General features: G+C 62.7%; 24 protein-coding genes. 13 read left to right on the top strand and 11 right to left on the bottom strand.

Annotation, left to right across the window (positions count from 1 at the left end):
• Positions 1–104 precede the first annotated feature (104 nt).
• Together GJW30_RS06655 and GJW30_RS06650 are read right to left on the bottom strand one after the other, a co-directional pair.
• The gene (locus tag GJW30_RS06655; RefSeq protein WP_096358698.1) at positions 105–1,301 is read right to left on the bottom strand and encodes an efflux RND transporter periplasmic adaptor subunit; all 1,197 of its coding nucleotides are present in this window, start codon (positions 1,299–1,301) and stop codon (positions 105–107) included.
• Positions 1,291–4,464, bottom strand: coding sequence for an efflux RND transporter permease subunit (locus GJW30_RS06650; protein ID WP_096353269.1), 3,174 nt, complete (start codon positions 4,462–4,464; stop codon positions 1,291–1,293). Before GJW30_RS06650 ends, GJW30_RS06655 begins: the two co-directional genes overlap by 11 nt.
• A 487-nt stretch (positions 4,465–4,951) precedes the next feature.
• On the opposite strand from GJW30_RS06650, the gene GJW30_RS06645 reads away from it, so the two are divergent.
• From GJW30_RS06645 to GJW30_RS06630, 4 genes are all read left to right on the top strand, one after another.
• Entirely contained in the window at positions 4,952–5,914 is a 963-nt protein-coding gene (locus tag GJW30_RS06645; RefSeq protein WP_096353266.1) for a 2-hydroxyacid dehydrogenase, read from the top strand.
• Positions 5,915–5,950: 36 nt separating this feature from the next.
• Positions 5,951–7,174 (top strand): CaiB/BaiF CoA transferase family protein, encoded by a 1,224-nt coding sequence (locus tag GJW30_RS06640; protein WP_096353263.1) that lies wholly within the window; start codon positions 5,951–5,953, stop codon positions 7,172–7,174.
• Positions 7,175–7,400: 226 nt separating this feature from the next.
• Positions 7,401–7,964 carry a hypothetical protein gene (locus GJW30_RS06635; RefSeq protein ID WP_245408678.1) on the top strand — a complete coding sequence of 188 codons (564 nt, stop codon included), beginning with the start codon at positions 7,401–7,403 and terminating at the stop codon, positions 7,962–7,964.
• Positions 7,964–8,449 carry a MarR family winged helix-turn-helix transcriptional regulator gene (locus GJW30_RS06630; protein WP_096353260.1) on the top strand — a complete coding sequence of 162 codons (486 nt, stop codon included), beginning with the start codon at positions 7,964–7,966 and terminating at the stop codon, positions 8,447–8,449. The genes GJW30_RS06635 and GJW30_RS06630 overlap by 1 nt, the downstream gene beginning before the upstream one ends.
• 123 nt (positions 8,450–8,572) lie before the next feature.
• Here the strand turns inward: GJW30_RS06630 and GJW30_RS06625 are convergent, their stop codons facing one another.
• The 3 genes from GJW30_RS06625 to aceA form a co-directional block, all read right to left on the bottom strand.
• Complete coding sequence (locus tag GJW30_RS06625) at positions 8,573–9,388, bottom strand: crotonase/enoyl-CoA hydratase family protein (RefSeq protein WP_096353257.1); 816 nt, start codon at positions 9,386–9,388, stop codon at positions 8,573–8,575.
• A gap of 288 nt (positions 9,389–9,676) precedes the next feature.
• Positions 9,677–9,889, bottom strand: coding sequence for a DUF4170 domain-containing protein (locus GJW30_RS06620; protein ID WP_172887558.1), 213 nt, complete (start codon positions 9,887–9,889; stop codon positions 9,677–9,679).
• A 95-nt stretch (positions 9,890–9,984) separates the two neighbouring features.
• The gene (gene aceA, locus GJW30_RS06615; protein WP_096353251.1) at positions 9,985–11,286 is read right to left on the bottom strand and encodes an isocitrate lyase; all 1,302 of its coding nucleotides are present in this window, start codon (positions 11,284–11,286) and stop codon (positions 9,985–9,987) included.
• 175 nt (positions 11,287–11,461) lie between these two features.
• On the opposite strand from aceA, the gene GJW30_RS06610 reads away from it, so the two are divergent.
• Positions 11,462–12,910 carry a helix-turn-helix domain-containing protein gene (locus GJW30_RS06610; protein ID WP_096353248.1) on the top strand — a complete coding sequence of 483 codons (1,449 nt, stop codon included), beginning with the start codon at positions 11,462–11,464 and terminating at the stop codon, positions 12,908–12,910.
• A 193-nt stretch (positions 12,911–13,103) separates the two neighbouring features.
• On the opposite strand, the gene GJW30_RS06605 is transcribed toward GJW30_RS06610, so the two are convergent.
• From GJW30_RS06605 to GJW30_RS06590, 4 genes are all read right to left on the bottom strand, one after another.
• Positions 13,104–13,523, bottom strand: coding sequence for a VOC family protein (locus tag GJW30_RS06605; protein WP_096353245.1), 420 nt, complete (start codon positions 13,521–13,523; stop codon positions 13,104–13,106).
• A 41-nt stretch (positions 13,524–13,564) separates the two neighbouring features.
• On the bottom strand, positions 13,565–13,777 hold the full coding sequence (locus tag GJW30_RS06600; protein ID WP_096353243.1) for a hypothetical protein: 213 nt from the start codon (positions 13,775–13,777) through the stop codon (positions 13,565–13,567).
• 353 nt (positions 13,778–14,130) lie between these two features.
• Positions 14,131–15,387: an RNA polymerase sigma factor gene (locus GJW30_RS06595; RefSeq protein ID WP_096353240.1), complete on the bottom strand. Its 1,257-nt coding sequence runs from the start codon at positions 15,385–15,387 to the stop codon at positions 14,131–14,133.
• Complete coding sequence (locus tag GJW30_RS06590) at positions 15,384–15,767, bottom strand: YciI family protein (protein ID WP_096353238.1); 384 nt, start codon at positions 15,765–15,767, stop codon at positions 15,384–15,386. Before GJW30_RS06590 ends, GJW30_RS06595 begins: the two co-directional genes overlap by 4 nt.
• A 190-nt stretch (positions 15,768–15,957) precedes the next feature.
• On the opposite strand from GJW30_RS06590, the gene bla reads away from it, so the two are divergent.
• The 4 genes from bla to GJW30_RS06570 all read left to right on the top strand — a co-directional run bounded on the left by bla (position 15,958) and on the right by GJW30_RS06570 (position 20,045).
• Complete coding sequence (gene bla, locus GJW30_RS06585) at positions 15,958–16,839, top strand: class A beta-lactamase (RefSeq protein ID WP_245408677.1); 882 nt, start codon at positions 15,958–15,960, stop codon at positions 16,837–16,839.
• 187 nt (positions 16,840–17,026) lie between these two features.
• Positions 17,027–18,124: a TRAP transporter substrate-binding protein gene (locus tag GJW30_RS06580; protein WP_096353232.1), complete on the top strand. Its 1,098-nt coding sequence runs from the start codon at positions 17,027–17,029 to the stop codon at positions 18,122–18,124.
• Between the two features lie 26 nt (positions 18,125–18,150).
• Entirely contained in the window at positions 18,151–18,702 is a 552-nt protein-coding gene (locus GJW30_RS06575; RefSeq protein WP_096353229.1) for a TRAP transporter small permease subunit, read from the top strand.
• Between the two features lie 5 nt (positions 18,703–18,707).
• On the top strand, positions 18,708–20,045 hold the full coding sequence (locus GJW30_RS06570) for a TRAP transporter large permease (RefSeq protein WP_096353226.1): 1,338 nt from the start codon (positions 18,708–18,710) through the stop codon (positions 20,043–20,045).
• A 20-nt stretch (positions 20,046–20,065) separates the two neighbouring features.
• Here GJW30_RS06570 and GJW30_RS22820 read toward each other — a convergent pair whose 3' ends face one another.
• Positions 20,066–20,224 (bottom strand): hypothetical protein, encoded by a 159-nt coding sequence (locus GJW30_RS22820; RefSeq protein WP_165391611.1) that lies wholly within the window; start codon positions 20,222–20,224, stop codon positions 20,066–20,068.
• Positions 20,225–20,353: 129 nt separating this feature from the next.
• On the opposite strand from GJW30_RS22820, the gene GJW30_RS06565 reads away from it, so the two are divergent.
• Positions 20,354–21,508: an alpha-hydroxy acid oxidase gene (locus GJW30_RS06565; RefSeq protein WP_096353223.1), complete on the top strand. Its 1,155-nt coding sequence runs from the start codon at positions 20,354–20,356 to the stop codon at positions 21,506–21,508.
• On the opposite strand, the gene GJW30_RS06560 is transcribed toward GJW30_RS06565, so the two are convergent.
• Positions 21,505–22,719, bottom strand: coding sequence for an MFS transporter (locus tag GJW30_RS06560; protein WP_096353220.1), 1,215 nt, complete (start codon positions 22,717–22,719; stop codon positions 21,505–21,507). The two genes, GJW30_RS06565 and GJW30_RS06560, sit on opposite strands and share 4 nt — an antisense overlap.
• A gap of 173 nt (positions 22,720–22,892) precedes the next feature.
• Between GJW30_RS06560 and soxA the strand changes: the two genes are divergently transcribed.
• From soxA to GJW30_RS06545, 3 genes are read left to right on the top strand one after another with little or no spacing between them, the layout of a single operon-like run.
• Complete coding sequence (gene soxA / locus GJW30_RS06555; protein ID WP_096353218.1) at positions 22,893–23,708, top strand: sulfur oxidation c-type cytochrome SoxA; 816 nt, start codon at positions 22,893–22,895, stop codon at positions 23,706–23,708.
• A gap of 11 nt (positions 23,709–23,719) precedes the next feature.
• On the top strand, positions 23,720–24,322 hold the full coding sequence (soxX, locus tag GJW30_RS06550) for a sulfur oxidation c-type cytochrome SoxX (protein ID WP_096353215.1): 603 nt from the start codon (positions 23,720–23,722) through the stop codon (positions 24,320–24,322).
• Positions 24,322–24,675, top strand: a complete 354-nt coding sequence (locus GJW30_RS06545; RefSeq protein ID WP_245408676.1) for a thioredoxin domain-containing protein — start codon at positions 24,322–24,324, stop codon at positions 24,673–24,675. Before soxX ends, GJW30_RS06545 begins: the two co-directional genes overlap by 1 nt.
• The last annotated feature ends 254 nt before the right edge of the window (positions 24,676–24,929 follow it).

Genomic DNA, 24,929 nt, shown 5'->3' with positions numbered 1-24,929 from the left:
CCGAGAGGCAAAGCGGTGGTTAGTTGTGCAGCACAATCTTAGGTTAGTTTACGCGTATGGTTAACGCAGCGTTAAAACGCACACGTTGAAGTGCGATCAATGGCTTAGCGCGTGCTTGTGGTTGTCGGAAGTTGCGCCGCCGGCACCTTTTTATCGGCTCCCGCGATGCGCACTTCGTCACCTTCGTTGAGGCCGTCCGGCGGCGTCGTGACGACGCGATCGTCGATATTGATGCCCGTCGCTACTTCGATGTCCTGACCGAGGTCGCGCGCGATGACGATCGGTTTGAAACGGATCTTGTTGTCGCCGTCGACGATCGCAACGCGGACGCCGGCGCGGCCCATGATGAGCGCGCTCGCCGGGACGTGAAGCGGCTGGCGCTCGAGCGAGAGGTCGATACGGATATTCGCAAAGCTGCCCGGCATTAGCAGGCCTTCGCCGTTGTCGACGATGAGCTGCATGCGGGTCGTGCCGGTCGCGGAATCGACAGCTTGCGTCGAGGTCTCGACCGTCGCGTCGAAGGTACGCTCGGCGTATTCCGGGACGGTTATCAGCGTCTTGGCGCCGCGACGGATCAGCGGGACGAAAGCCTGCGGAACGCTGACGAACGCGCGCAGCCGCTTGACGTCGGAGACGACGAACATTGGAACGCCGGTACCCGAATTGATAAGCGCGCCGATGTCGGTCTCGCGCGAGGTCACGATGCCGTCGAACGGCGCGACGACGCGCTTGAACGAGGCGAGCGCTTCGAGTCGGTCGACATTCGCGGTCTGCGCCTTGACGTTCGCCTGCTTGCTGGCGAGATCGGCCATGCGCTCGTCAAGGTCTTGCGCCGAAACGATCTTCTGATCGGCCAGCGCGCGGCGGCGTGTGAGCGTTGCTTCGGAAAGGCGTGCGGCCGACTGAGCGTTGAGCAGGTCAGCGCGAGCCTGCAAGAGCTGCTGATCGAGGTCAGGCGCTTCGATCTCGGCGAGGAGCTGCCCGGCCTTCACGTTGGCGCCGATATCCGCGGTCCAAGATTTCACGTAGCCGTTGACGCGAGCGAGGATCGGGGCGCGCGTGAAGGCTTCGAGGCGGCCAGGAAGGTCGAGATACGGCGTGAGCTTGCGCGTGCCGGGCGCCTGAACGGCGACCGAGGGGATCGCCTGCGCGTCGGTCCATTCCTGCAGCTTCTTAGCGCCGGTCGCCCGTGACTGAATGCCCGTGATGACGAGCGCGACGATGCCGACGGCGAAGACGACGCCGAAGACGGTCAATTTCCAACGCGACGGCGGTTTTTCAACTTCGAGTTCAGACTGCATGCGCGGGCTCCGGTGCGTAAGCCGGGCTTGCGGGCCGCTTGCCATGCACCAAGGTGAAGACGACAGGAACGAACATTAGCGTTGCGAAGGTAGCAAAGATCAGGCCGCCGACGACGGCGCGGCCGAGCGGCGCGTTCTGTTCGCCGCCCTCGCCGATGCCGAAGGCCATCGGCGCCATGCCGATGATCATCGCAAGCGCCGTCATGAGAACCGGGCGGAAACGGACGAGACCAGCTTCGTAAGCAGCGCGTACAGGATCGCCGAGCTCTTCGAGACGTTCGCGCGCAAAGGTGATGACGAGCACGCTGTTCGCGGTGGCGACACCCATGCACATGATCGCGCCGGTGAGCGCCGGCACCGACATCGGCGTCGCGGTGACGAAGAGGATCCAGATGATTCCGGCCAGCGCGGCCGGAAGCGCCGTGATGATGACGAACGGGTCGGACCACGACTGGAAGTTCACGACGATCAACAGATAAATCAGCACGATCGCGCCAAGGAGACCGAACAGCAGGCCCGCGAAGGCGCTGTTCATGGTGCGCACCTGGCCGAGCAGCACGACGGACGATCCGCGCGGCAGATCGCCCTGCAGTTCGGCAATCGCCTTCTGCACGTCGGTCGCGACGGCACCGAGGTCGCGGTCCTGCGTTGCCGCGAAAATCTGCACCATCGGCTGGATGTTGTATTGCGAAACGACGGCTTGCGTCGTCGTGCGTTTCAAGTCCGCGATGGCACCGAGCATCGGCAGGCCGGTGCCGCTCGTAGCGGTGATCGGTACGGTCTGCAGCGCGCTCAGCGTGTCGAGTTTATACTGCGGCGTCTGCATGACGATGTTGTAGGAAAAGCCCGTGCGCGGATCGAGCCAGAAGGTCGGCGCGACTTGGCTCGACCCCGCCAGATTGACGACGAGGCTGTTCGTCACGTCGCGCTCGGTGAGGCCGACGGTCTGTGCGCGCGTGCGGTCGACATCGACGTTGAAGGCCGGGCCGTTGCTCGACTGCTGGATACGCGCATCGGCGACGCCGGGGATGCGGCGCAGCTTGCTCAAAAGCTTGTTGGCGTAAGCGAAGTTGCCTTCGAGATTGCCGCCACGCACTTGGATATCGATCGGCGCAGGCGCGCCGAAGTTCAAGATCTGGCTGGTGATATCGGCCGGCAAGAACGAGAACTGCACGCCGGGGAACTGGCGCGGCAATTCTTCGCGCAACTGGCGCACATAATCGCCGGTCGGCTTGTGGCCATCGTTCAGCTTGATCTGGATGTCGCCGTCGGCCGGGCCGATGACGCCCGTGTTGTTGTACGACAGGTTGATGCCGGAGATCGGCATGCCGACGTTGTCGACCATCGTCTGAATTTCGTTCGGCGGGATGATCGTGCGGATGAACTTCTGCATCTGCGCGAATTGGTTCGCGGCCTCTTCGACGCGCGTGCCGACTTGGACGCGAGCGTGCAACAGGATCTGTCCGGAATCGACCGCCGGGAAGAAGTTACGGCCGAGATACGGCACCAGCGCAAACGTGCCGCCCGTGAAGGCGAGAAACAGTATGACGAAAACGGCGCGGCGCTTCAGCGCCAGGCCGAGCAAGCCGAGATAGCTGGCACGGAATTTCTCGAAGCCGCGCTCGAAACCGCGCTGGAAGCGGACCAGCGGGTTGCGCGACGGAGCGGCATGATCGCCGTGATGCGCCTTGAGGAGATAGAGCGCGAGCGTCGGCACCAGCGTGCGCGACAGGAAGAAGGACCACACCATCGCGTACATGACGGCCAGCGCCATCGGCACGAAGAGGAAGCGCGCGATGCCGTCGAGGAAGAACATCGGCACGAACACGATGCAGATGCAGAGCAGCGAGACGAAGCACGGCGTCACGATCTGATTGGCGCCGTCGAGGATCGATTCTTCGACGCCTTTGCCCTGCTCCAGATGCCAGTTGATGTTTTCGATCGTCACCGTCGCGTCGTCGACCAGGATGCCGACCGCGAGCGCGAGACCGCCGAGCGTCATGATGTTGAGCGTCTCGCCGGAGAGCCAGAGAAACGCTATGGCGCCGAGAACCGAGAGCGGGATCGAGGTCGCGATGATGATCGTCGAGCGCCACGAGCCGAGGAACAGCAGGATCATCAGGCTGGTCAGCGCGGCCGCGATGATGCCCTCATGCATGACGCCGGAGACGGCGCTCTTCACGAAGACCGACTGGTCTCCGAGCGGAACGATGGTCAGCGCATCCGGCAGGCCGGCTTTCATCTCGACCAGCTTCTGCTTGATGCCGTCGAGAATCGCGAGCGTCGAGGCCGATCCGTTCTTGAGTACCTGCAGCAACACCGAACGATCGCCGTCGACGTGGACGATGTTCGTCTGCGGCGCGAAGCCGTCACGCACCGAGGCGACGTCGCGGATATAAACGGTCGCGCCGTTGACGGTTTTGATCGGCAGATTGCCGAGATCGGCGAACTGCGTCGGCGAGTTGTTGAGCTGGATCGCGTATTCGAAATCGCCGATCTTCTGCGTGCCGACCGGCGTGATGAGGTTCTGCGCCGCGAGCGCGTTGGCGACGTCCTGACCCGACAGACCGAGTGCCTGCATGGCGGCCGGGTTGAGGTCGAGTTGGATTTGGCGGCTCTTGCCGCCGAACGGCCACGCAATGGCGGCACCGGGCACAGTGACCAATGGCGTGCGCACTTGGCTGGTCGCCAGATCGAAAAGTGCCTGTTCGGACAATCCGTTACCGGATAGCGCCAGGAACATGATCGGCACGGTCGAGGCGTCGTAATTTAGGATGAGCGGCGGCGTCGCCCCCGGCGGCATCTGGCGCAGCAGCGTCTGCGCGATCGCGGTGACCTGCGCGTTTGCCGTGCGGATATCGACGCCGGGCTGGAAGAAGATCTTGGTGACGGAAACGCCCGTGTAGGCGTTCGACTCGATGTGCTCGATGTCGTTGACGGTCGTCGTCAGCGCGCGCTGGAACGGCGTCGTCATGCGGCCGGCCATCTGGTCCGGCGGCAGACCGGTGAACTGCCAGACGACGGAGATGACGGGAATACGGATCGCCGGGAAGATGTCGACCGGCATGCGCGAGGCGGCGAGCGGCCCCGCGATCAGGATCGCGAGCGCCAGCACGATAAACGTGTAGGGCCGCGTCAGCGCGATATGGACGAGCTTGACCATGAGCGATCTTTAGCGCCTTCCGCGCCACCGTCGTTCGTTTGGTGAGAAATTCGTTAACGCTGGCCGTGGCCTAAGCGGATTAGTGCGCTATCGCGCCTTTTCCAAGATGCTCAGCGGACACGCCCTGAACGGCGTTCGAATTCCCCTCTGACCGCCGAAATCCCCTCTGCGGCTGTGGGCTAGCTACTTGAAGTTGTACTCACTTTCAACAGCGCCGCGATCAATCAACCGAGAGCTTTGTATCGCCATTTGCCTCAGTCATCCCGGAAGCCGCTGATTTCAGCGGCTGTCCGGGATCCACAACCCCGGTGTGCATGAAAAGCACAGGCGGTATGGATTCCGGCCCTCACTGCTTGAGCGCTGCGCGCCGCAAGCGCTCGGCCGGAATGACCACCGCGGTGGCGCGCGACCTTCGGCACGGTTGAGTGCCGCAGGCGAAGTTGATCTAGTCCGACTCGCCGGCTTCTCCTGACACCCGAAAGTTTCCGTGCCCACGCGCCTCAAGGTTTTCTCCACCCGCCGCCTGCCCCGCGCCGTCGAGCAAAAGCTCCGCGAACTCACCGAGATCGAATTCGGCGACGACGAGCGCGACTATTCGGCCGACGACATCGTCGCGGCGGCCAAGGGCCGAGATGTCCTCGTCGTGACGCTGATGGAGCCGGTTACCGCGGAGGTGACAAAGCGATTTCCGGAAACGATCAAGCTTGTCTCCACGGTCTCGGCCGGCACCGACCATCTCGACGTCAAAGCGCTGACGGCACGCGGGATCGGGGTCTCGAACACCCCTGGTGCGGTCACGGACACGACCGCCGAAATCGCGATGCTGCTGATCCTTGGAGCGGCCCGCCGCGCCCGAGAAGGCCTCGCGATGGTCGAACAGGATCGCTGGCGCGGCTGGCGGCCTACCCAATTGCTCGGCCTCGGCCTTTCCGGCGCGAAGCTCGGCCTCATCGGCTGCGGACGTATCGGACAAGCAGTCGCAACGCGTGCGGCCGCCTTCGGCATGGAGGTTCACTATCACGGGCCGCGCGAAGTCTCCGGTGCCGAGGCGAAGTTCCACGCGCGGCTCGAGACGATGCTCGAAATCTGCGACGTCGTCAGCCTGCATTGCCCGTCGACGCCGGCGACGCGCGGCCTGATCGACGAAGAGCATCTCGCGCTGTGCAAGTCCGGCGTCATTATCGTCAACACGGCGCGCGGCGATCTCGTCAACGACGATGCGCTGATCGCGGCGCTCAAATCCGGTCATGTCGCGGCGGCGGGCCTCGACGTGTTCTCGGGCGAGCCGCAGCTGCACGCCACGTATCGCTCATTGCCGAATGTGTTCGCGCTGCCGCATCTCGGCACCGCGACCGAAGAGGCGCGCACCGCGATGGGCATGCTGGTCGTCGACAACATCGTGGCGCATGCCGACGGCAAGCCTTTGCCGAATGCCGTCAAGCCGCGCTAAACCAAGCGAACGATAAAAGACGCAACGGGAGGCCTCATGGCAGGCGCGACTGGCCCACTCTCCGGCATGACGGTGCTGGAGCTTTGTCACTTCATCGCCGGGCCGTATTGCACGCGGTTGCTCGCCGACATGGGCGCGACCGTGATCAAGATCGAAACACCGGGCGAAGGCGATCCGATCCGTACCTGGGGCGAGAAGGTCGATGGCCGTTCGCTGTGGTGGTCGGTGCATGCGCGCAACAAGAAGAGTGTGACCGTCAACGTGAAGGACCCGCGTGGCCGCGACATTGTCCTCAATCTCGTGAAGCGTTCGCGCATCGTCGTCGAGAACTATCGGCCGGGTCAGATCGAGCGCTGGGGCTTGGGCCCCGACGTGATGGCGGCGGCTAATCCGCGTTGCGTGCTCGTGCGCATCTCGGGCTACGGACAGACCGGACCGAACCGCGACGCGCCGGCGTTCGGCGTCATCGGGGAAGCCATGGGCGGCATGCGCTACCTCACCAATCATCCGGCCGACATGACGGACTTGCCGTCGGTACGCGTCGGCTTTTCGATCGGCGACAGCATCGCGGGGATGTATGGCGCGATGGCCGCGCTCGCCGCCGTGCATGAGCAGGACAATGCCGAAGTGCCGACGTTTCGCACGATCGACGTTGCGCTGACGGAGTCGGTTCTGAGTTTGCTCGAAGGATGCCTGCCGGAATTCGGCAAGCTCGGCATGGTGCGTGAGCCGCAAGGATCGCGGCTCGCAACGGCGTCGCCGTCGAATGCCTATCCGACGAAAGACGGCGCATGGGTGCTGATCGCGGCGAATTCGAACCCGCTGTTCGCGCGTTTGTCGGCGCTGATGAAGCAGCCGGAGCTGGCAAAAGACCCGCGCTTCCTCGGCAACCATGAGCGCGTGCAGAATATGGATGCGATCGATCGCATCATCGGGGATTGGACGCGCGCGATCGAGAGCGCGGAGCTGGTGCGTCTGCTTGCCGAGGCGCAGATTCCCGCGACGAAGATTTTCACGATCGAGGACATTGCGGCGGACAAGCAATTCCTTGCACGCGGGATGATTCAGAAAGTGCCCGATCCGTATTTCAAGGACGAGCTTCTGCATCCGGGCGCGATGCCGATCATTTCGGGTTTCGACCGTGCCGCTGCGGTGCGCTGGACCGGGCCGGATGTCGGCGAGCATACGGGCGATGTGCTCGGGGAGCTGGGATTGAGCGCGGATGAGATCGCGGCGCTGAAGAAAGACGGAGTGGTTTAGCGCCGAGAACACATCCTCCGCTCACCCCCGCGAACGCGGGGGTCCAGCTAAGTGCGAAGCACGCAGAAATAACCGCTGCAGCAATTTCGCGCCCTTCCGGGCGCTGGCTGGATACCCGCTTTCGCGGGTATGAGCGGAGTTTTGGGCGAGCGCTCGATCATATATCTTGACAATCAAGTCTCTTGACAGTAAAGATATATGCACCAACGGAATTTCGGAGACTGCCATGCTCATTTTCAGCTCGACAACGATGGATTTGACGCAGCCCCTGGTGATGCTCGGCCTTATCGCCGTTATCGCGTTTGTCGATTTGACCAGCGCTCTAGCGCAGGCCGCGCAAACCGCGCCGCTCGTCATTACGGCGCTCGCGACCGCCCTCGCGATGATCAGTCTCGGCGGCGGATTTTACGAGGTCACCGTCGTCGATCCGGCATGGCCGCGGAAGCCGGCGCTCGTGCAGCCGGAGCATGGCGGCATCTCGCGCAAACGGTTTTGGATCCCGGCGCATGTCGCGTTCGAACTTTCACTGTTCGTCTCGCTCTATCTGTTGTGGAGCGCGCCCGGCGCGCGGTTCTGGTTGCTCGTCGCGTTCGCGTCGCATGCCGTGATGCGACTTTGGTCGGCGTTCGATTTCATCCCGAAGGCGCTCGCCTTCGAGCGCGCCGACCCGGCCAACGTCACGGAAAGCGCGGCGCGGCGCTGGGTTTCGCGCAGCCGCTTGCGCCTGCCGCTCGACTTCGTTACCTGCGGCGCGATGCTTGCTGCTTTTGCGGCTGCCGCCAGGTTGTGATGCCGAAGAAGAACGAACCACCGTTGATCGAGCAAGTCGGCCACGCGGTGCGCCGCATGGGCGCGCAGAGCGTACTGATGAGCGAAGCGATGGCGTCGCGCTTCGGAATGAATTCGACCGATCTCGAATGCCTCGATGTTTTGTTCCTGCGCGGCGAAGCAACGGCGGGTGAACTCGCCAAGGCGACCGGCCTCACCTCCGGCGCGACGACAACGATGATCGATCGCTTGGTGGAGGCCGGATACATTCGGCGTGACAACGATCCGAACGATCGCCGGCGTGTCATCCTGCGCGTGCGGCCGGAGAAGATCGGGCCGATCGCGCGGGCGTATGAGCCGATCGCGCAACGCACGACCGCCCTGTGGTCGACGTTCAGCGAGAAAGAACTCGCGACGGTGCTGCGCTTCATCGATGAGAGCCTGAAGCTCTCGGTCGATTGGATCGAGGAACTGCAGCAGGCTGAAAAGGCGCGGAAGAAGAAGTAGCCCGGATGAGCGAGGCGCGTATCGCTAAGCGATATCCGGGAGCTGGGTGCGGCGAGAATAGTCCCCGGATGTCGCTCGGAAGCGCTTCGCGCTGCCTCGCTCATCCGGGCTACGGTTTCGTGCTCAAGCGATATCCTTGAAATCGCCGTGGCGGCCTTTGCCGCTGGCGAAGCGCGCGGCACCAGCGGCGCCTTCGCGCGAATGCGCTTCGACGCCGTTCGCCCATTCGCGGCGCATCGCATCGCGCAGGCCCATCCCGTGAGTCTCGTAGGCGGTGCGCCGGTCGGCGCGGACGGCGGCCTGCGGGAAGCGCGCAATCTCCTGCGCCATCGCTTCGGCGGCGGCTCGCGCGCCGCCTTCCGGCACAACCTTCTCGCACATGCCGATGCGCAGCGCTTCGTCAGCTGGAACCTTGCGGCCCGTCATGATGATTTCCTGCGCGCGGCCGAGACCGACGAGACGCGGCAACCGCACGGCGCCGCCGTCGAGCAACGGGATGCCCCAGCGGCGGCAGTAGACGCCGAAATACGCGGTCGCGCCCATGACGCGGACGTCGGCCCAGAGCGCAAGCTCCATGCCGCCGGCGACGGCCGGCCCTTCGACCGCCGCGATGACGGGCTTGTCGAGTTCGAGACGCGTTGGACCGAGTGGACCGCGCGGTGCGCCGTTCGCGCCATGCGGAAATGCGAGCCCCTCGATCATGTCGCGCTGGAAGGCGTCGCGATCCATCAGGCTCGAGGCGTATTTGAGATCCCAGCCGGCGCAGAAGGCGCCGCCCTCGCCCCACAGCACCGCGACATTCGCTTTCGGATCGGCGTTGAATGCGAGCATCGCATCATGCAGCGCGTCAGCGCTTTCCGGATCCATCGCGTTGCGCGCCTCGAAACGCGAATGGATCACGGTCCAAACCGTGCCGTCTTTTTCGATGCGAACCGTCATGGCGTCTTCTCTCGCTCCTGATGCTTGTTTTTGTGCGATCAGGTTTAGGACGAGCGAAGCCGGTCACGCAACGTCGCCGCCGCTGTCCATCATGGCCCGGCTTGTCCGGGCCAACCACGACTTGGCCGCAAAAAGTAAGACGTGGATGGCCCGCATAAAGCGGGCCATGACGACGGAGAGGCGCGTCGTTTGGCACAGGCAAACGAAAACCCCGGCTTCTCCCTCCCAAGAGAAACCGGGGTCCCGCCTTAAAGCGCTTCCTCAGACTTTAAGCTGTGGTTCGATCGATTAGGCGGCCGCTGCGCTGCGTGCCGAATCCTGCACGATCGTGAAGCGGTAGTTCGCCTTGTAGCGGAACTCTTGGCTGATCGCCTTCCAGGCTTCCTCAGCATCCGGACGCGTCGGATACGGTCCGCGTACCTGCTGCGTGCCCTGAACGAGCGAGTGGAAATTCAGCGAACCGAATTCGCCGCCGACAACCCAAAACTGTGCTTGGCTCATGATCTTTCTCCTTCATTTCAGCGCCTGATGGTGATCAGGGCACCGGCCAAAACTTGGTGGATGGCCTGGCGATAATCGCCAGGTCAATGTTCGAATTACTCAGCCGCTTCGGCGTGCGCGCCGGCGGTGCTGAACTGCGCGGTCTCGGTCGAGTCATGCAGCGCGGTCGTCGAGGACGTGCCGCCCGAGATCGTCGTCGAGACGAGATCGAAGTAGCCGGTGCCGACTTCGCGCTGGTGGCGCGTTGCCGAGTAGCCGTTGACCTCTGAAGCGAACTCAGCCTGCTGGAGACGCGAGTAAGCCGCCATACCTTCGGCCTTGTAGCCGCGAGCGAGTTCGAACATGCCGTGGTTCAGCGAGTGGAAGCCGGCCAGCGTCACGAACTGGAACTTGTAGCCCATGGCGCCAATCTCGCGCTGGAACTTCGCGATCGTGTCCTTGTCGATGTTGGCTTCCCAGTTGAACGAGGGCGAGCAGTTATAAGCCAGCATCTTGTTCGGGTAGACCTTGTGCATCGCTTCGGCGAATTCACGCGCGTCGTCGAGATTCGGCGTCGAGGTTTCCCACCAGATCAGGTCGGCATACTTCGCGAACGCGATGCCGCGCTTGATGCAGTGAGCAAGGCCCGTGCCCGGCTTCAGGCGATAGAAGCCTTCTGCGGTGCGCTCGCCGGTGATGAATTCGCGATCGCGCTCGTCGACATCCGACGTGATGAGCTTGGCGCTCTCGGCGTCCGTGCGGGCGAGCACGAAGGTCGAGGTGCCGCAGACGTCTGCGGCGAGGCGCGCCGCGATCAGGTTGCGCTCATGCGCGGCGGTCGGGATGAGGACCTTGCCGCCCATGTGGCCGCACTTCTTCTCCGACGCGAGCTGGTCTTCGAAGTGGACGCCGGCAGCGCCTGCCTCGATGTAAGCCTTCATGATCTCGAACGAGTTGAGCGGGCCACCGAAGCCGGCTTCAGCGTCGGCAACGATCGGCACGAACCAATCGATCTTCGCGCCGCCTTCGGCATGCTCGATCTGGTCGGCGCGCTGGAAGGTACGGTTGATGCGGCGTGCCAACTCCGGGCCGGCGTTGGCCGGATAAAGGCTCTGGTCCGGATACATCGCGCCGGCCGTGTTGGCGTCGGCAGCAACCTGCCAGCCCGAGAGGTAAATCGCCGGAAGGCCAGCCTTCGCCTGCTGCATCGCCTGGTTGCCGGTGACGGCGCCGAGCGAGTGGACATACGGCATTTCGTTGAGCTGCTTCCACAGGCGCTGAGCGCCCTTCTCGGCCAGCGAGTATTCAATCTTCACCGAGCCGCGCAGCTTTTCGACTTCAGCCGGGCTGTATGGACGCTCAATACCGTCAAAACGGCCCTTCGGCGCATTCGGGACCAACTTATCGAAAGCAGACATCTTATTCTCCTGACAGCCGTGACATCGGCTGATTTGTAAAAACTGACTTCACAGCTATAACTCGCCAAATCCAATTGACACAGAGGGCTTTTTGACGAACGATGCCACTGTGTCATCGATTTACTTGTGACAATTGTAATTCTGTAACAATAGTCACAAAAGACGGATCAAGCCCATGTCGCTGCAGGACATCAGCCAGAATCGCAAGCTGTTCGTCGGGCCTCGCTTCCGGCGCATCCGGCGCCAGCTTGGCTTGTCACAGACGCAGATGGCCGACGGCCTTGGCGTTTCGCCGAGCTACGTGAACCTGATCGAGCGCAACCAGCGGCCGGTCTCGGCGCAAATTCTCCTCCGGCTTGCAGAAACCTACGACCTCGACCTCCGCGATCTCGCGGCCGGCGAGGATGACCGCGCGTTTGCGGAGCTGAACGAGATCATCGCGGACCCGATCTTCCGCGCGCTGGAGTTGCCGAAACAGGAGCTGCGCGACTTTGCCGAGCTGGCGCCGAACATGGCGCATGCGATGCAGCGCCTCTACGCGGCCTATATGGAAGCGCGGCGCGGCGAGACGCTGGCGGCCTCACGCTTCGCCGGCCGCGACGAGAGCGATGGTTTCGACGCCAACCCGGTCGATCGCGTGCGCGACATCATCGAGCAGAACCGCAACCACTTCCCGACACTCGAAGTTGCGGCGGAAAAACTGCGCGACGAACTCGACGTGCCGGCGCACGAACTTTTCCGCGCGCTCACGGAACGGTTGCGGGTGCGGCACAGCATCGTGACGCGTATTCTCCCCGTGGACGTGATGCGCGACAACTTGCGGCGCTTCGACCGGCATCGCCGCCATCTGCTGATTTCCGAATTGGTCGATTCACCGGGCCGCGTGTTTCAGACCGCGTTTCAACTCGCGCTGATGGAAGCCGGCGCCGGCATCGACGATGTCGTCGCACGCGCGGGCGATGTTTCGGACCCGGTGCGGCGCATGTTCCGCATCACGCTGGCGAACTATTTCGCGGCGGCCGTCATCATGCCGTATGCGCGCTTCCATGAAGCCGCCGAGGCGCTCGCCTACGATATCGGTTTGCTCGGCCAGCGTTTCGGTGCGGGCTTCGAGCAGACATGTCATCGACTGACGACGCTGCAGCGTCCGACCGCGCGCGGCGTGCCGTTTTTCATGCTGCGCGTCGATCACGCCGGCAACGTGTCGAAGCGTTTTTCGTCCGGCACTTTTCCGTTTTCGAAATTCGGCGGCACGTGTCCGTTGTGGAACGTGCATGCAACATTCGATACGCCGGGCCGTGTTGTCACGCAGGTCGTCGAGTTGCCGGATGGCTCGCGATACTTTTCGGTGGCGCAGACCGTGAACCGGCCGCCTGCCCCGTTCGCACAGCCGCAACCGCGTTACGCGATCGGGCTCGGCTGCGAGATCAAATACGCGTCGCGGCTGACCTATTCGGCGGGGCACAATCTCAACGACATTACGCCGATCGGCGTGAATTGCCGTTTGTGCGAGCGGACGAATTGCAGCCAGCGCGCGGAGCCGCCGCTGACGCGGGAGCTGTTGTTCGACGAGACAACGCGTGGGGTCTCCCCGTTCTTGTTCAGTGCTGCACGAGAGCTTTGATTTTTGCTGCGTTGGGTTTTTTTAGTGCAGTGGAGCCCGCGAACCGTCATCCCGGACGGCAAGTGCTCGCAAAGCGAGCCGCGCCGATCCGGGATCCATGCATCCCTGCATTCACTGGGGTACGTGGTTCCCGGATAGCCGTCTTCGACGGCTTCAGGGATGACAGCCTCATATTCTTGGCTGCCCTGAGCGTTTAAGCAGCCGGGGCTTCACCGGCGGCGAACTTCGGGTCCATCCAGAAAATCTCCCAGACGTGGCCGTCGAGGTCCGCATATGAGCGCTGATACATGAAGCCGTGATCGTCGGCCGGGCGCGGTTCGGTGCCGCCGGATGCGAGCGCGGTGTCGACCAATTTATCCACGGCCTCGCGGCTCTCCTGCGACAGCGCGATGAGCACTTCGGTTGCCTTGTGGGCATCGACCAGCGGCTTCGTCGCGAACTGCTTGAATTTCGGCTCGGTGAGCAGCATCGAGTAGATGTCGTCCGAGATAATCATGCAGGTTGCGGTGTCGTCGGAGAATTGCGGATTGAACGTGTAGCCAAGCTTGCCGAAGAAGGCCTTCGACTTTTCGAGATCCTTGACGGCCAAATTGACGAAGATTTTCGTGCTCATGAATATGTCTCGTTTATGGGTGGTGATTGAATTGAATTCGTTCAGCGAAGGACGACGTAGAAGCGAGACGCAGTCGCGGTCGGCTTCGCGGCTTTGACGACGCCCTGCGCGACATCGCGCTTGGCGATGGCCTCGGCGCGCGGCGCATGGCCGAGACCAAATCCCGCGAAGATCGCTATGCCGGCGACGGCAGATGCGACTACGAGAATCTTGCCGTGGGTGCGGCGATCGGCAGTGCTGAGCGAGTGTGACATCGTAAGGTCTCTCTGCATCGTGTTCACGACCTAAGGACGCAGACGCCGACGCGCTCCCGACATCGTGCGCGAAAATGTTTCGGGCACAGAGCGGATTTTTTTCGTGGCGTTTTTGGTCAGTTGGTCAGGTTTCCCGCCGGCAATGTCAGCGGAGTGGCCACAAGATAGCAATGGTTTGGCACGAACCTGTCAGTAGCCGCTACCGCTGGCCATCCCGGCCGAGCACAGCTCGCGCAGCGAGCCGCTCGGGCCGGGATCCATATTCCAGGACACCCGATCAAACGCACGGGGATATGGATTCCGGGCTCGCGCCCGCTTCGCGGATCGCGCCCCGGAATGACCAAGGCAAAGGTTCACGACGCCTTCGCGCTTTCGCGGATCAGCCGATCAATATGCATGCGGATATGCGCGGCTTCCTGCGCCGTGTTGGCGAGCGCGATCGCGCGGTCGAACGACTCGCGCGCCTCGTCGTGGCGGCCGAGCTGCATCAACAGCCCGCCCTTAAGACCGTGGAAGTGGAAGTAGTTGCCGAGCGGCCCGGCCAGCGGCTCGATGATGCCGAGCGCGGCTTCCGCGCCGCGCACTTTTGAGGCCGCAACCGCGCGGTTGAGCGTGATGACGGGCGACGGCTGCATGCGCTCGAGCGCGCCATACAGGGCTTCGATCTGACCCCAGTCCGTATCGGACGGCTTCTTCGCCTGCGCGTGCGTTGCGGCGATCGCGGCTTGGATCTGATAAGGGCCCGGCTTGCGATGCCGCATTGCCTTGTCGACGAGCGCGAGGCCTTCGCCGATCATCTTCCGATCCCAGCGCGTGCGATCCTGATCGTCGAGCAACACGATCTGGCCTTGCGCGTCGAGGCGCGCCGGCGTGCGCGCATGCTGCAACAGCATCAGTGCCGTGAGGCCCATGATTTCAGGTTCCGTCTGGAAGAGACGCAGCAGCAAGCGGCCGATGCGGATCGCTTCGTCGCAGAGCGCGCCGCGGATATGCGCTTCGCCGCCGCTTGCCGAATAGCCTTCGTTGAACAGCAGATAGAGCATCGCGGCAACGGTCGCCAAACGCTCGGATCGCTCGACGGGACCGGGCGTTTCGAACGGCACGCCGGCTTCTTCGATCTTGCGCTTGGCACGCGTGATGCGTTGTTCGATCGCGGCTTCGCTGGCGAGGAACGCGCGCGCGATCTCTTTCACGGACATGCCGGAGACGATGCGGAGCGCCAGTGCGATCTGCTGCGCGATCGGCAAATCCGGATGCGCGCAGACGAACAGCAACCGCAGGATGTCGTCGCGATAGTGCGAGTCATCGATGCGATCCGCGATCTCGGCTTCGGCGTCGCCAGTCTCGGAGATCTTATCCTCTTCCGGCAGTTCGACCTGACGGGACGTGCGGCGCTTGCCGTCGAGCGCCGAGTTGCGGCCGACCATGATGAGCCAAGCGGCTGGATCGCGCGGCGGGCCGTTTTCGGGCCAGTTCTTCAAGGCACGCAGGCAAGCTTCCTGGAACGCTTCTTCCGCGGTGTCGAGATCGCGAAAATAGCGTAGCAGGGCGGCAACCGCCTGCGGGCGCGACTGAGTGAGCGCCGTGTTGATCCAGTCGAGGTCGGTCACGCGCCTACAGCCTCCGGGAATGCGCCGCGGTTGAAGTAACCGACCGGGCGGATTTCGTACACGCCGCCCGGATTGACCTTGCCGAGGTCCTGCGCGATCTGCAGCGCTTCCTCGAGGTTCTGAACGTCGATTAGATAGAAACCGAGGAGCTGCTCCTTGGTTTCGGCGAACGGGCCGTCGATGATGAGCGGGGGCTCCTGGGTCTTGCGGAGCGTCGTCGCCGCCGTGGTCGGCATCAGGCGGGCGACCGGCCCGAGCTTGCCGGCACGGGCCAGAGGCTCCTGCACCTTCTTGAGTTTTTCCATGACGGCGTCGTCCTGCTCCTTGGTCCAGGCGCTGGTGACGTTCTCGTCGTGGTAACAGAGGATGGCGTACTGCATCGGGAATTCCCTTTTCGTGACTAGGACGTACGGGTCCGGCAGCAGCCGACACCCGCCAGGCGGAATCTTTCCGATTTTCTTACCATCCAGGGGGATAATCGCCACCCGGCTGACTAGGCCCCGTTGGGGGGCCTTAAGCCGCCCGCAATTTGAGCGTTTCTTGCGGGCCGACAATTTGAGGGAGCCGGCCGTGATCACACGCCGCCACGCGATTTTAGGTGCAGGGACCGCCCTTTTGGCGGGGCAGCTGGCATTCCGCCCGGCTTGGGGCCGCACGTTCGAAGACGTGATGGCCGAAATTGAGAAAAGCACCGGTGGGCGCCTCGGCGTCGGCCTGCTCGATCTACAGACCGACAAGACGGCCTTCCATCGCGGCGACGAACGCTTCCCGATGTGCAGCACGTTCAAATTCCTGCTCGCCGCCGCCGTGCTGGCGAAGGCTGACGCGCGCGAAGAGAATCTCGCGCGGCGCGTTCGGTTCGAGAAGGCGGAGCTTCTGCCGCATTCACCGATGACGGAACAACGCGCCGGCGACGCTGCCGGTCTGACGATCGCTCAGCTCTGCGAAGCCGCCGTCACGCAAAGCGACAACACAGCCGCAAACCTTCTGCTCGCTTCGTTGGATGGACCTACGGGCCTCACCGCCTTCGCGCGCAAGATCGGCGACACGATCACAAGGCTCGACCGCACCGAGCCGGATCTCAACGATGTCGCGCCCGGTGACGAACGCGATACGACATCGCCGCGCGCGATGGCCGAAGACATGCGCAAAATTCTCGTCGGCGATGTGCTGAAGATCGGCTCGCGCGAACAGCTCTCGACCTGGATGCGCGAAAGCGCGACAGGTAAGAACCGCATTCGCGCATCGTTGCCGATGGGCTGGTCCGCCGGCGACAAAACCGGGACAGGCCCGCGCGGCACGAGCAACGACATTGCAATCATGTCGCCGTCCGGGCGACAGCCGATCATTCTGACCGTCTATCTGACCGGAGCGACCGTCGATCAGACCAAACAAGAAGCCGCGATCGCGACGGTCGCGACGGCTGTCATCGCTGCGCTGGGTCTGAGCTGAGCAACATCTCGAACTGAACGACGTTTGTCGGCGACGACTGATCGCAGCGCACCATGCATGCGGCGGAAAGCGCCTTGCCGGGTTTCTGAAACACAGGAATACTCCTACTTAAGAGCGGACGAAGAGCCGCTCGCGATCGGCCACTCCCAACAACAAAAAATGGCCGACGCAACAAGGAGGAGTGCTCATGACGACTCGTGCGCTTGCCGCGCTCGGCGCGATCCTGCTCGCTTTCGGCCTCGGTGGAACAGCAGAAGCCCAAACAACGAAACTCCGCTTTCAATCATCATTCCCGCCATCCGGCATGTTCCAGGAGAACGCCGTGTTCTTCACGGAGCGCGTCAAAGCGCTGTCCGGCGGCAAACTCGAAATCGAAATGATGCCGGTCGGTTCTGTCGTGCCGGCGTTCGAAGTGCTCGACGCGACGCATAAGAAAGTCATCGACGGCGCGCATTCGGCGACGGCTTACTGGCTCGGGCGCAATCGCGCCGCGACGTTGTTCGGCCCTGCACCCGGCGGTCCATTCGGCATGGATACGCTCGATTATCTTGGCTGGGTGAATGACGGCGGCGGCGCCGAGCTCTTCCGTGAATTTTATCAAGACGTTCTCAAACGCAACATCGTGCCAATTCCGCTGACGGTCGCGTCACCGCAGGCGCTCGGCTGGTTCAAGAATCCGGTCAAGAACTGGGACGACTTGAAGGGCCGCAAGTGCCGCCAGACCGGCATTACGGCCGAGGTCTTCTCCAAGTCCGGCATGGCCACCGTCAACCTTCCGGGCGCCGAAATCATTCCGTCCGCCGAGCGCGGCGTGATTGATTGCGCCGAATGGGTCGGCCCGGCCGAAGACATGCAGATCGGCTTCCAGACCGTGTGGAAGAATTTTTACGTCACGTCGACGCATGAGCCGGCGACCACACTCGAAATGCTGATCAACGGCGATGTTTGGAAGGCACTGCCGAAAGAACATCAAGAGATCATCAAGACGGCAGCGTTCGAAGCGTCGCTGCGGGCGTATCTCAACATGAACTTGCGCAATGCCAATGCGGTGAAAGAACTGCGCGAGAAGCATGGCGTGAACGTCCAGCGAACGCCTGAAGACATTCTGAAGAAGACGCTCGAAGTGTGGGACCAGATCTCGAAGGACGAAGAAGCGAAGAATCCGTTCTTCAAGAAGGTGCTCGAGTCGCAGCGCAGTTACGCGAGCAAAGTGGTGCCGACCAAACGCTACACGCACCCCGAATACAAACTCAGCGCCGATCACTACTGGCCTGAAGCAAAATAGACGGCTCGCCAACTCACGGGGGCTCTATGGCTACGCCGTCTCGCGCCTATATGCGCACGATCCGCGCCATCGATCGTACGACAACGATCGTCGGCGGGATCGTCGCATGCCTGATCATCCCGCTCGTGCTCTCAAACACGATCGAAGTCATCATGCGCTACTTCCTCAAGCAACCGACCGTCTGGGCGTCCGACATCACCGTGATGTCCTACGGCGCATTGTTCATGCTCGGTGCGGCTTACGCGCTGCTCAAAGGCGCGCATGTCCGCACCGACATGTTCTGGGACAAATTCTCGGACCGGAAGAAAGGCGTGATCGATAGCATCGCGTTCATCGTTTTCTTCTTTCCGACGATGGCGATACTTTTCTACTTCTCGTTCGACGATTTTCTCTACGCGATGGAGATCGAGGAGCGATCAACGCTATCGACGTGGCAGCCGATCATCTGGCCGATGCGCGCCGTCATCCCGCTCGCGGCGCTCCTGCTGATGTTCCAAGGCGTCTCCGAATTGATGAAATCCTTGTGGGCCGCGCGCACCGGTACGGCGCTCGTGCACCACGAGAAGGTCGAGGTCTGACCGCAATGACGTGGCAAGTCGTACTCGGCCTTCTGATGATGGCGTCGATGATCGGCGTCATCTTCATCGGCTTTCCGATTTCGTTCACACTGCTCTTCATCGCGCTTGTGTTCGGCTCGTTGGGGCTCGGACACGACCTCACCTTCAATCTCGCCTATCTGCAGATTTGGGGGACGATGAAGGACGACATCCTCCCTGCGGTGCCGCTCTTCATCTTCATGGGCTTCATGACCGAACAAGCCGGTCTGATGGAGCGGCTGTTTCTCGCGCTGCGCAACATGCTCGCGCCGGTGCGCGGCGCGCTTTATCTCGCGGTCATTTTGACGGCGACGATTTTCGCGATGGCAACGGGCATCGTCGGTGCCGCCGTGACAGTGCTCGGCATCATGGCGGGCCCGATCATGATCAAAGCGGGCTACGACGCGCGGCTTTCGGCCGGCGCGATCGCGGCCGGCGGCACGCTGGGCATCCTCATCCCGCCGAGCGTGATGCTTGTCGTCATGGGGCCGACGATGGGCGTTCCGGTGAACTTTCTGTACGCTGCCGCGTTCGGTCCGGGCTTCCTGCTTGCCGCGCTCTACGCGATCTATTGTCTGGCGCGCAGCTACTTCAATCCATCGCTCGGCCCTGCCGTGCCGATGGAAGAACGCGTCACCGATATCAAGATAATCTTGCGCGAGCTGGTCATCGGCGTGCTGCCGCTCACCGGCCTCATCGCGTTCACGCTCGGCACGATCCTGATGGGGCTTGCGACCGCAACGGAAGCCGCATCTTGCGGCGCCGCCGGGGCGACGCTCCTCGCGCTGCTCTACGGTAAGCTGACGCCGAAGGCGCTAAAAAACGCTGCTATCGGCACGATGGTGACGTCCAGCATGGTGCTGTTCCTCGCCGTCGCGTCGAATGTGTTCGGCGCGGTGTTCACGAAGCTCGGCGCATCAGACCTGATCGCGAACACCCTGCTCAACGTGCCGCTGCCGGACACCGGCAAGTTGCTGCTGATCATGCTGTTCCTATTCATTCTGGGATGGCCGTTCGAATGGCCCGCGATCATTCTGGTGTTTCTACCGATCTGCCTGCCGGTCGTGCAGAAACTCGATCTCGGGCTGTCGAAGCCGGAACTGATGCTGTGGTTCGGCGCGTTGGTCGCGGTCAATTTGCAGACCGCATTCCTCAGTCCACCGGTCGCGATGTCCGCCTACTATTTGAAAAACGTCGTGCCGCAGTGGAGTCTCGGGACCATCTACCGCGGCATGTTCGAATTTATGTTCATTCAGATCATCTGCTTGGCGCTGCTGATCATGTGGCCCGAGATCGCCCTCTGGTTCCCGCGCGCGATGCGATAGCGCGCGGGACCGCCGAAGTCTTACGGCCTATGCTTGGGATCGCCGGTCGGCTCAGTGCCGGTCGGTTGCGACGGCTTCGGCGGATCGGAGGCCGGGAAGGAATCTTCCAGCGCCTTGTCGAGCTCCTTATCGAGCTCTTCCTTGGTTTTTTCTTTCGGCTTAGCCTGTGCGGCGTTCATCCCTCGTACTCCCTTGGATGCGGATCAAACTACCAACGTGTGGCAGAGCGCCCCGGTTCCCAGCGCTTCGGTACTGTTTTCCGCCGCATCCCGTGCTAAATCGGCCAAAAGGTTAAACGCGGGGCGGAAATGAAAGACATCACCTGTGTCGAAGATCTGAGGCTGCTGGCGAAGCGCCGCGTGCCGCGCATGTTCTTCGAATATGCGGATCACGGCTCGTATACCGAGGATACGCTGCGTGCCAATCGCGACGATTTGCAGAAAATCAAACTGCGTCAGCGCGTCTTTCTCGACGTCGATAAACGTTCGACCGAAACGACGGTGCTCGGCGAAAAGCTTTCCTCGCCGATCATCCTTGCGCCGACCGGCCTCACCGGCATGCAGCATGCCGACGGCGAGATTCTCGCCTGCCGCGCCGCGCACAACGCCGGCACGCAGTTCACGCTGTCGACGATGTCGATCTGCTCGATCGAGGCGGTCGCGGCCGCGAACCCGAAGCCGTTTTGGTTTCAGCTTTACGTGATGCGCGACCGCGATTTCATCAAGGCGCTGATCAAGCGCGCGCTCGACGCGAAATGCTCGGCGCTGATGGTGACGGCGGATCTCGTCGTCACCGGTCAACGTCACCGCGACATCAAGAACGGCCTCACGGTGCCGCCGCAGATGAAGATCGCCAACCTGATCGACATCGCGACGAAGCCCGCATGGGCGTGGAAAATTCTGCAAACGAAGAACCGCTCGTTCGGCAATCTCGTCGGGCATGTCAAAGGCATGGACGACGTCGGTTCGCTTGGCCACTGGGTCGCGAGTCAGTTCGATCCGACGCTGTCGTGGAAGGATCTCGAGTGGATCCGCGATCAGTGGCCCGGCAAGCTGATCCTTAAAGGCATTCTGGACATCGAGGATGCGCGGATCGCGGCGAAGATCGGCTGTGACGGTATCGTCGTATCGAACCACGGCGGCCGTCAGCTCGACGGCGCGCCCTCATCGATCTCGGCGTTGCCGCGCATCGCGGACGCGATCGGGAGCGAGACGGAAATTCTTTTCGACGGCGGTGTGCGCACCGGCCAGGACGTATTCCGCGCGCTCGCGCTCGGCGCGAAAGCGGCGCTGATCGGCCGCGCATTCCTCTACGGCCTTGGTGCGGGGGGCGAAGCCGGCGTGACCACGTGCCTCGACGTGATGCGTAAAGAGCTCGACATCACGATGGCGCTCGCGGGCTGCACGACAATTTCCGACATCGGCCCGCAGGTGCTGGCGGATTACGGACGGAATTCGGCTTAGCGCGTTCGCGACGTGCTGACCTGACGCCAAACGAGCGTCGCAAGGACGATGAAGTTCACCGCATTGAAAGCGATGCCGGTCGCGAAGGCGGGCGCATAGAAGCCCGCCTGATCGTAGATGTAGCCGGCGAGCCAGCCGCCGGTCGCCATGCCGAGCCCAGTGCAGAGATAGAGCGCCGGTATGCGCCATGACGCCTCACGCGGCGGGAAAAGATCGCGCGCCGCCAGCATGTAGGCCGGGATCAGTCCGGCGAAGCCGAGGCCGAACAAAAACGACACCGTGAACAATCCGGCTTCGCTGTGGGTCAGCAGAAATCCCGTCATGGTGACGATCTGCGCGGCCGAGCCGACGATCAGCGTGTTGAGCCCGCCGATCTTATCGGACACCGCGCCCCAGGCTTGGCGCGCGACGAAGGCGGCACCCAGCAACACAGAGATCATCAGCGCGCCCGCGGCCGGGCGGATGCCGAGATCGCTGCAGAAAGCGACGATGTGCTGTTGCGGCATCGACATCGTCACGCAGCAGAGAAAGCTCGCGAGCATCATCATGCCGAAGACGACATTCGGCGGCCAACCGAAGACACGCGGCGTTTCCTGGCTGGTGCCTGGCGCGGCCGTGACCACGATCGTCTCCGGCGCGGGACGCAGGAAAAACAGCGCGAGCGGCGCGATGATGCAAAGCTGGACGATCGCGAAGGTGAACATCGCCTGCCGCCAGCCGACCGAGCCGATCAGGCGTTCGAAGATCGGCGGCCAGACAGTGCCGGCAAGATACGAACCGGACGAAATCAGCGCGAGGGCGGAGCCGCGCCGCCGCTCGAACCATCGCGTAACATAAACGGCGAGCGGCGCATTGAGCGCGCCGATGCCGAACAAGCCGATAAAAATGCCGTGGCCGGCGTAGAGCCCATAGCGTCCCGACTGCGACGAAATCATCAGGCCGACTGCGATCATCACGGTTCCGCAGAGCGCCGTCCAACGCATGCTGATGCGATCGGCGAGGCGCCCCATCAACAAACCGCCGGCGCCGGCACCGAACCAGGCGAGCGCGTTGGCGAAGGCCGGAACAGAGCGCTGACCGCCCATCTCGGCCGCAACATTCTTCAGCGCAACGGTCAGCAGCCAGGGTGCGCCATAGCCGCACGCGAGGATCGCGACGCAGACGCTGGTGACGCCCCACGCTTGCTTGCTGTCGAGAAGGGAAGGTTGCATTCAAGAAGTCCGGCAACGCTCCTCATACAGCGGCCGCGAAGTCGAAAGCTATCTGGCAGCGCACCATTTCGCCCGCACGCAACCACCTATTGCAAAATTTGCATATATCCGGAATTCTGAACTTTGCCGGGCCCGATGGGGTTCACGATTTAAGACCGTCGAGGGGACGCCACTTGAAAGTCAGTCGAATTGCGCTCGCGCTCGTATTTGCGCTGAGTGCCGCGCCAGCCATAGCTCAAGACGCCACCGAGCAGGCGCTGGAAAAGTATCGCCGCATGATGAAAGAAGACCCGTGGAGCAATCCGGCATTGCTCGACGTCGATCGCGGCGAATCGCTCTGGACGGCGGCGCGCGGTCCCAACAATGCAAGCCTCGAGAAATGCGATCTCGGCAAAGGTCCGGGTGTCGTTGACGGTGCATTCGCAGAACTGCCGCGCTATTTCACCGACGCCGACCGCGTGATGGATGCGGAAACGCGCATCCTTTGGTGCATGGAGAAGCTGCAGGGCTTCAACAAAGCCGACCTCGTCAAGCGCCCGCATCCGGGCGGCGGCCAGCCCGTGAAAGAACTCGGCGCGATCGCGACCTATGTCGCCAGCAAGTCGAACGGCATGACCTTCGCGGCCAAATTCGAGCACGCCAAGGAGAAGGACGCGGTCGATTTCGGCAAGGCGATCTTCAATCGCCGCTCGGGCCCGTTCGATTTCGCCTGCACGACGTGCCACGCTGAAGCCGGCAAGCGCATTCGCCTGCAGGGCCTGCCGTATCTCGCAGACCCGAAGGAAGCCAAAGCCGTGATCGGCGAATGGCCGGCCTATCGCGTCTCATCCACGCACGTGATGACGATGCAGCATCGCCTTTATGACTGCTATTGGCAGATGCGCATGCCGGAGCTCGAGCTCGGCTCGGAAGTCTCCGTCGCGCTGATTTCGTATCTGGTGAAGAACGCGCAAGGCGGCGAGATCACCGCCCCGTCGATCAAGCGCTGAGGGAGCGCGACATGAAAAAACTCGCACTCCTTCTCGCACTCGCGTTCGTCGCTCCGGCGAGCGCGCAGCAGATCGACAAAGCGCGCGTCGATGCCTCCATCACGGCCGCATTTCCTGGCGCCAACGAGACGTTCAAGCCGCGCCTCGATCCCGACGAGACGCTGGCGCAATGCACGGCGCACGATAATTCGCCGCCGAAAGAGATCGCGGCTTCGATCGAAAAGCGCGAGCGCGCAACGATCGAATATCCGGCGGACGGAAAATTCCTTGGCGATTGGCAGAAGGGCGAGCGCGTCGCGCAATCCGGTTATGGCCTGCGCTTCTCGGATTATCCGGCGCGGCAGGCGCATGGCGGCAATTGCTACGGCTGTCACGAGATCACGCAGAAGGAACTCTCGTACGGCACTGTCGGGCCGACGTTGCGCGAATACGGCAAGCTGCGCGATTTCAAGGAGCAGGCCGCGAAGGAATTGTACGAGAAGATCTACAACGCGCAGGCGATCTATCCGTGTTCGCTGATGCCGCGCTTCGGCCGCAACAAGGTTCTGTCGGTCGAGCAAATCAAGGATCTCGTCGCGCTGCTGATGAGCCCGGATAGTCCGGTGAATAAGTGATGCGCACGCCAGGCGGCGCCGCGCTATTCGCGCTTCTCTGTCTGCTGAGCAGCCTCCCCGCATCCGCCGCAGAACTTCTGATGTTCCGGCAAGCCGCATGTCCGTGGTGCGCCGCATGGGATCGCGCGATCGGGCCGATCTATGCGAAGACCGCGATTGGCAAACGCGCGCCGATCCGCGAACTCGACATCGGCGATCAAGCGCGCAGCGGTACTACGCTCGCAAGCCGCATCATCTACACGCCGACATTCGTGCTCGCCGAAGGCGGCCGTGAGATCGGCCGCATCGAAGGATATCCGGGCGAGGATTTTTTCTGGGGCCGGCTCGACGCGCTAACGCGGCGGCTGCCGTAGCTGAACAATCTCAAGCGTCGTTGTGAGCGTCGGGCTGTGATGGAGGGATGGGCCTCTCGGTCGTCCGCTTCCCAACCTCGACCGCGGCGCGCTCCAAATACTCGCGGCTTTCCGCGAGGCTCTTGTAGGTTTTGGCAAGCCGCAGATCGAGCTCGCGCTCGCTAGGTTCACGCTGCTTCTGTCGCGAGAGTCGCAGAGACTCCGCTGCGAGATTTCTATTGGCCTGCGCTTTGTCTGTCGGTTCCATCGCAGTC

Origin of the sequence: Variibacter gotjawalensis, assembly GCF_002355335.1 — a bacterium.
Lineage (GTDB): Bacteria > Pseudomonadota > Alphaproteobacteria > Rhizobiales > Xanthobacteraceae > Variibacter > Variibacter gotjawalensis.
Note: the sequence above shows the minus strand (reverse complement) of the source record. Positions and strands in the feature narration are given on the sequence as shown.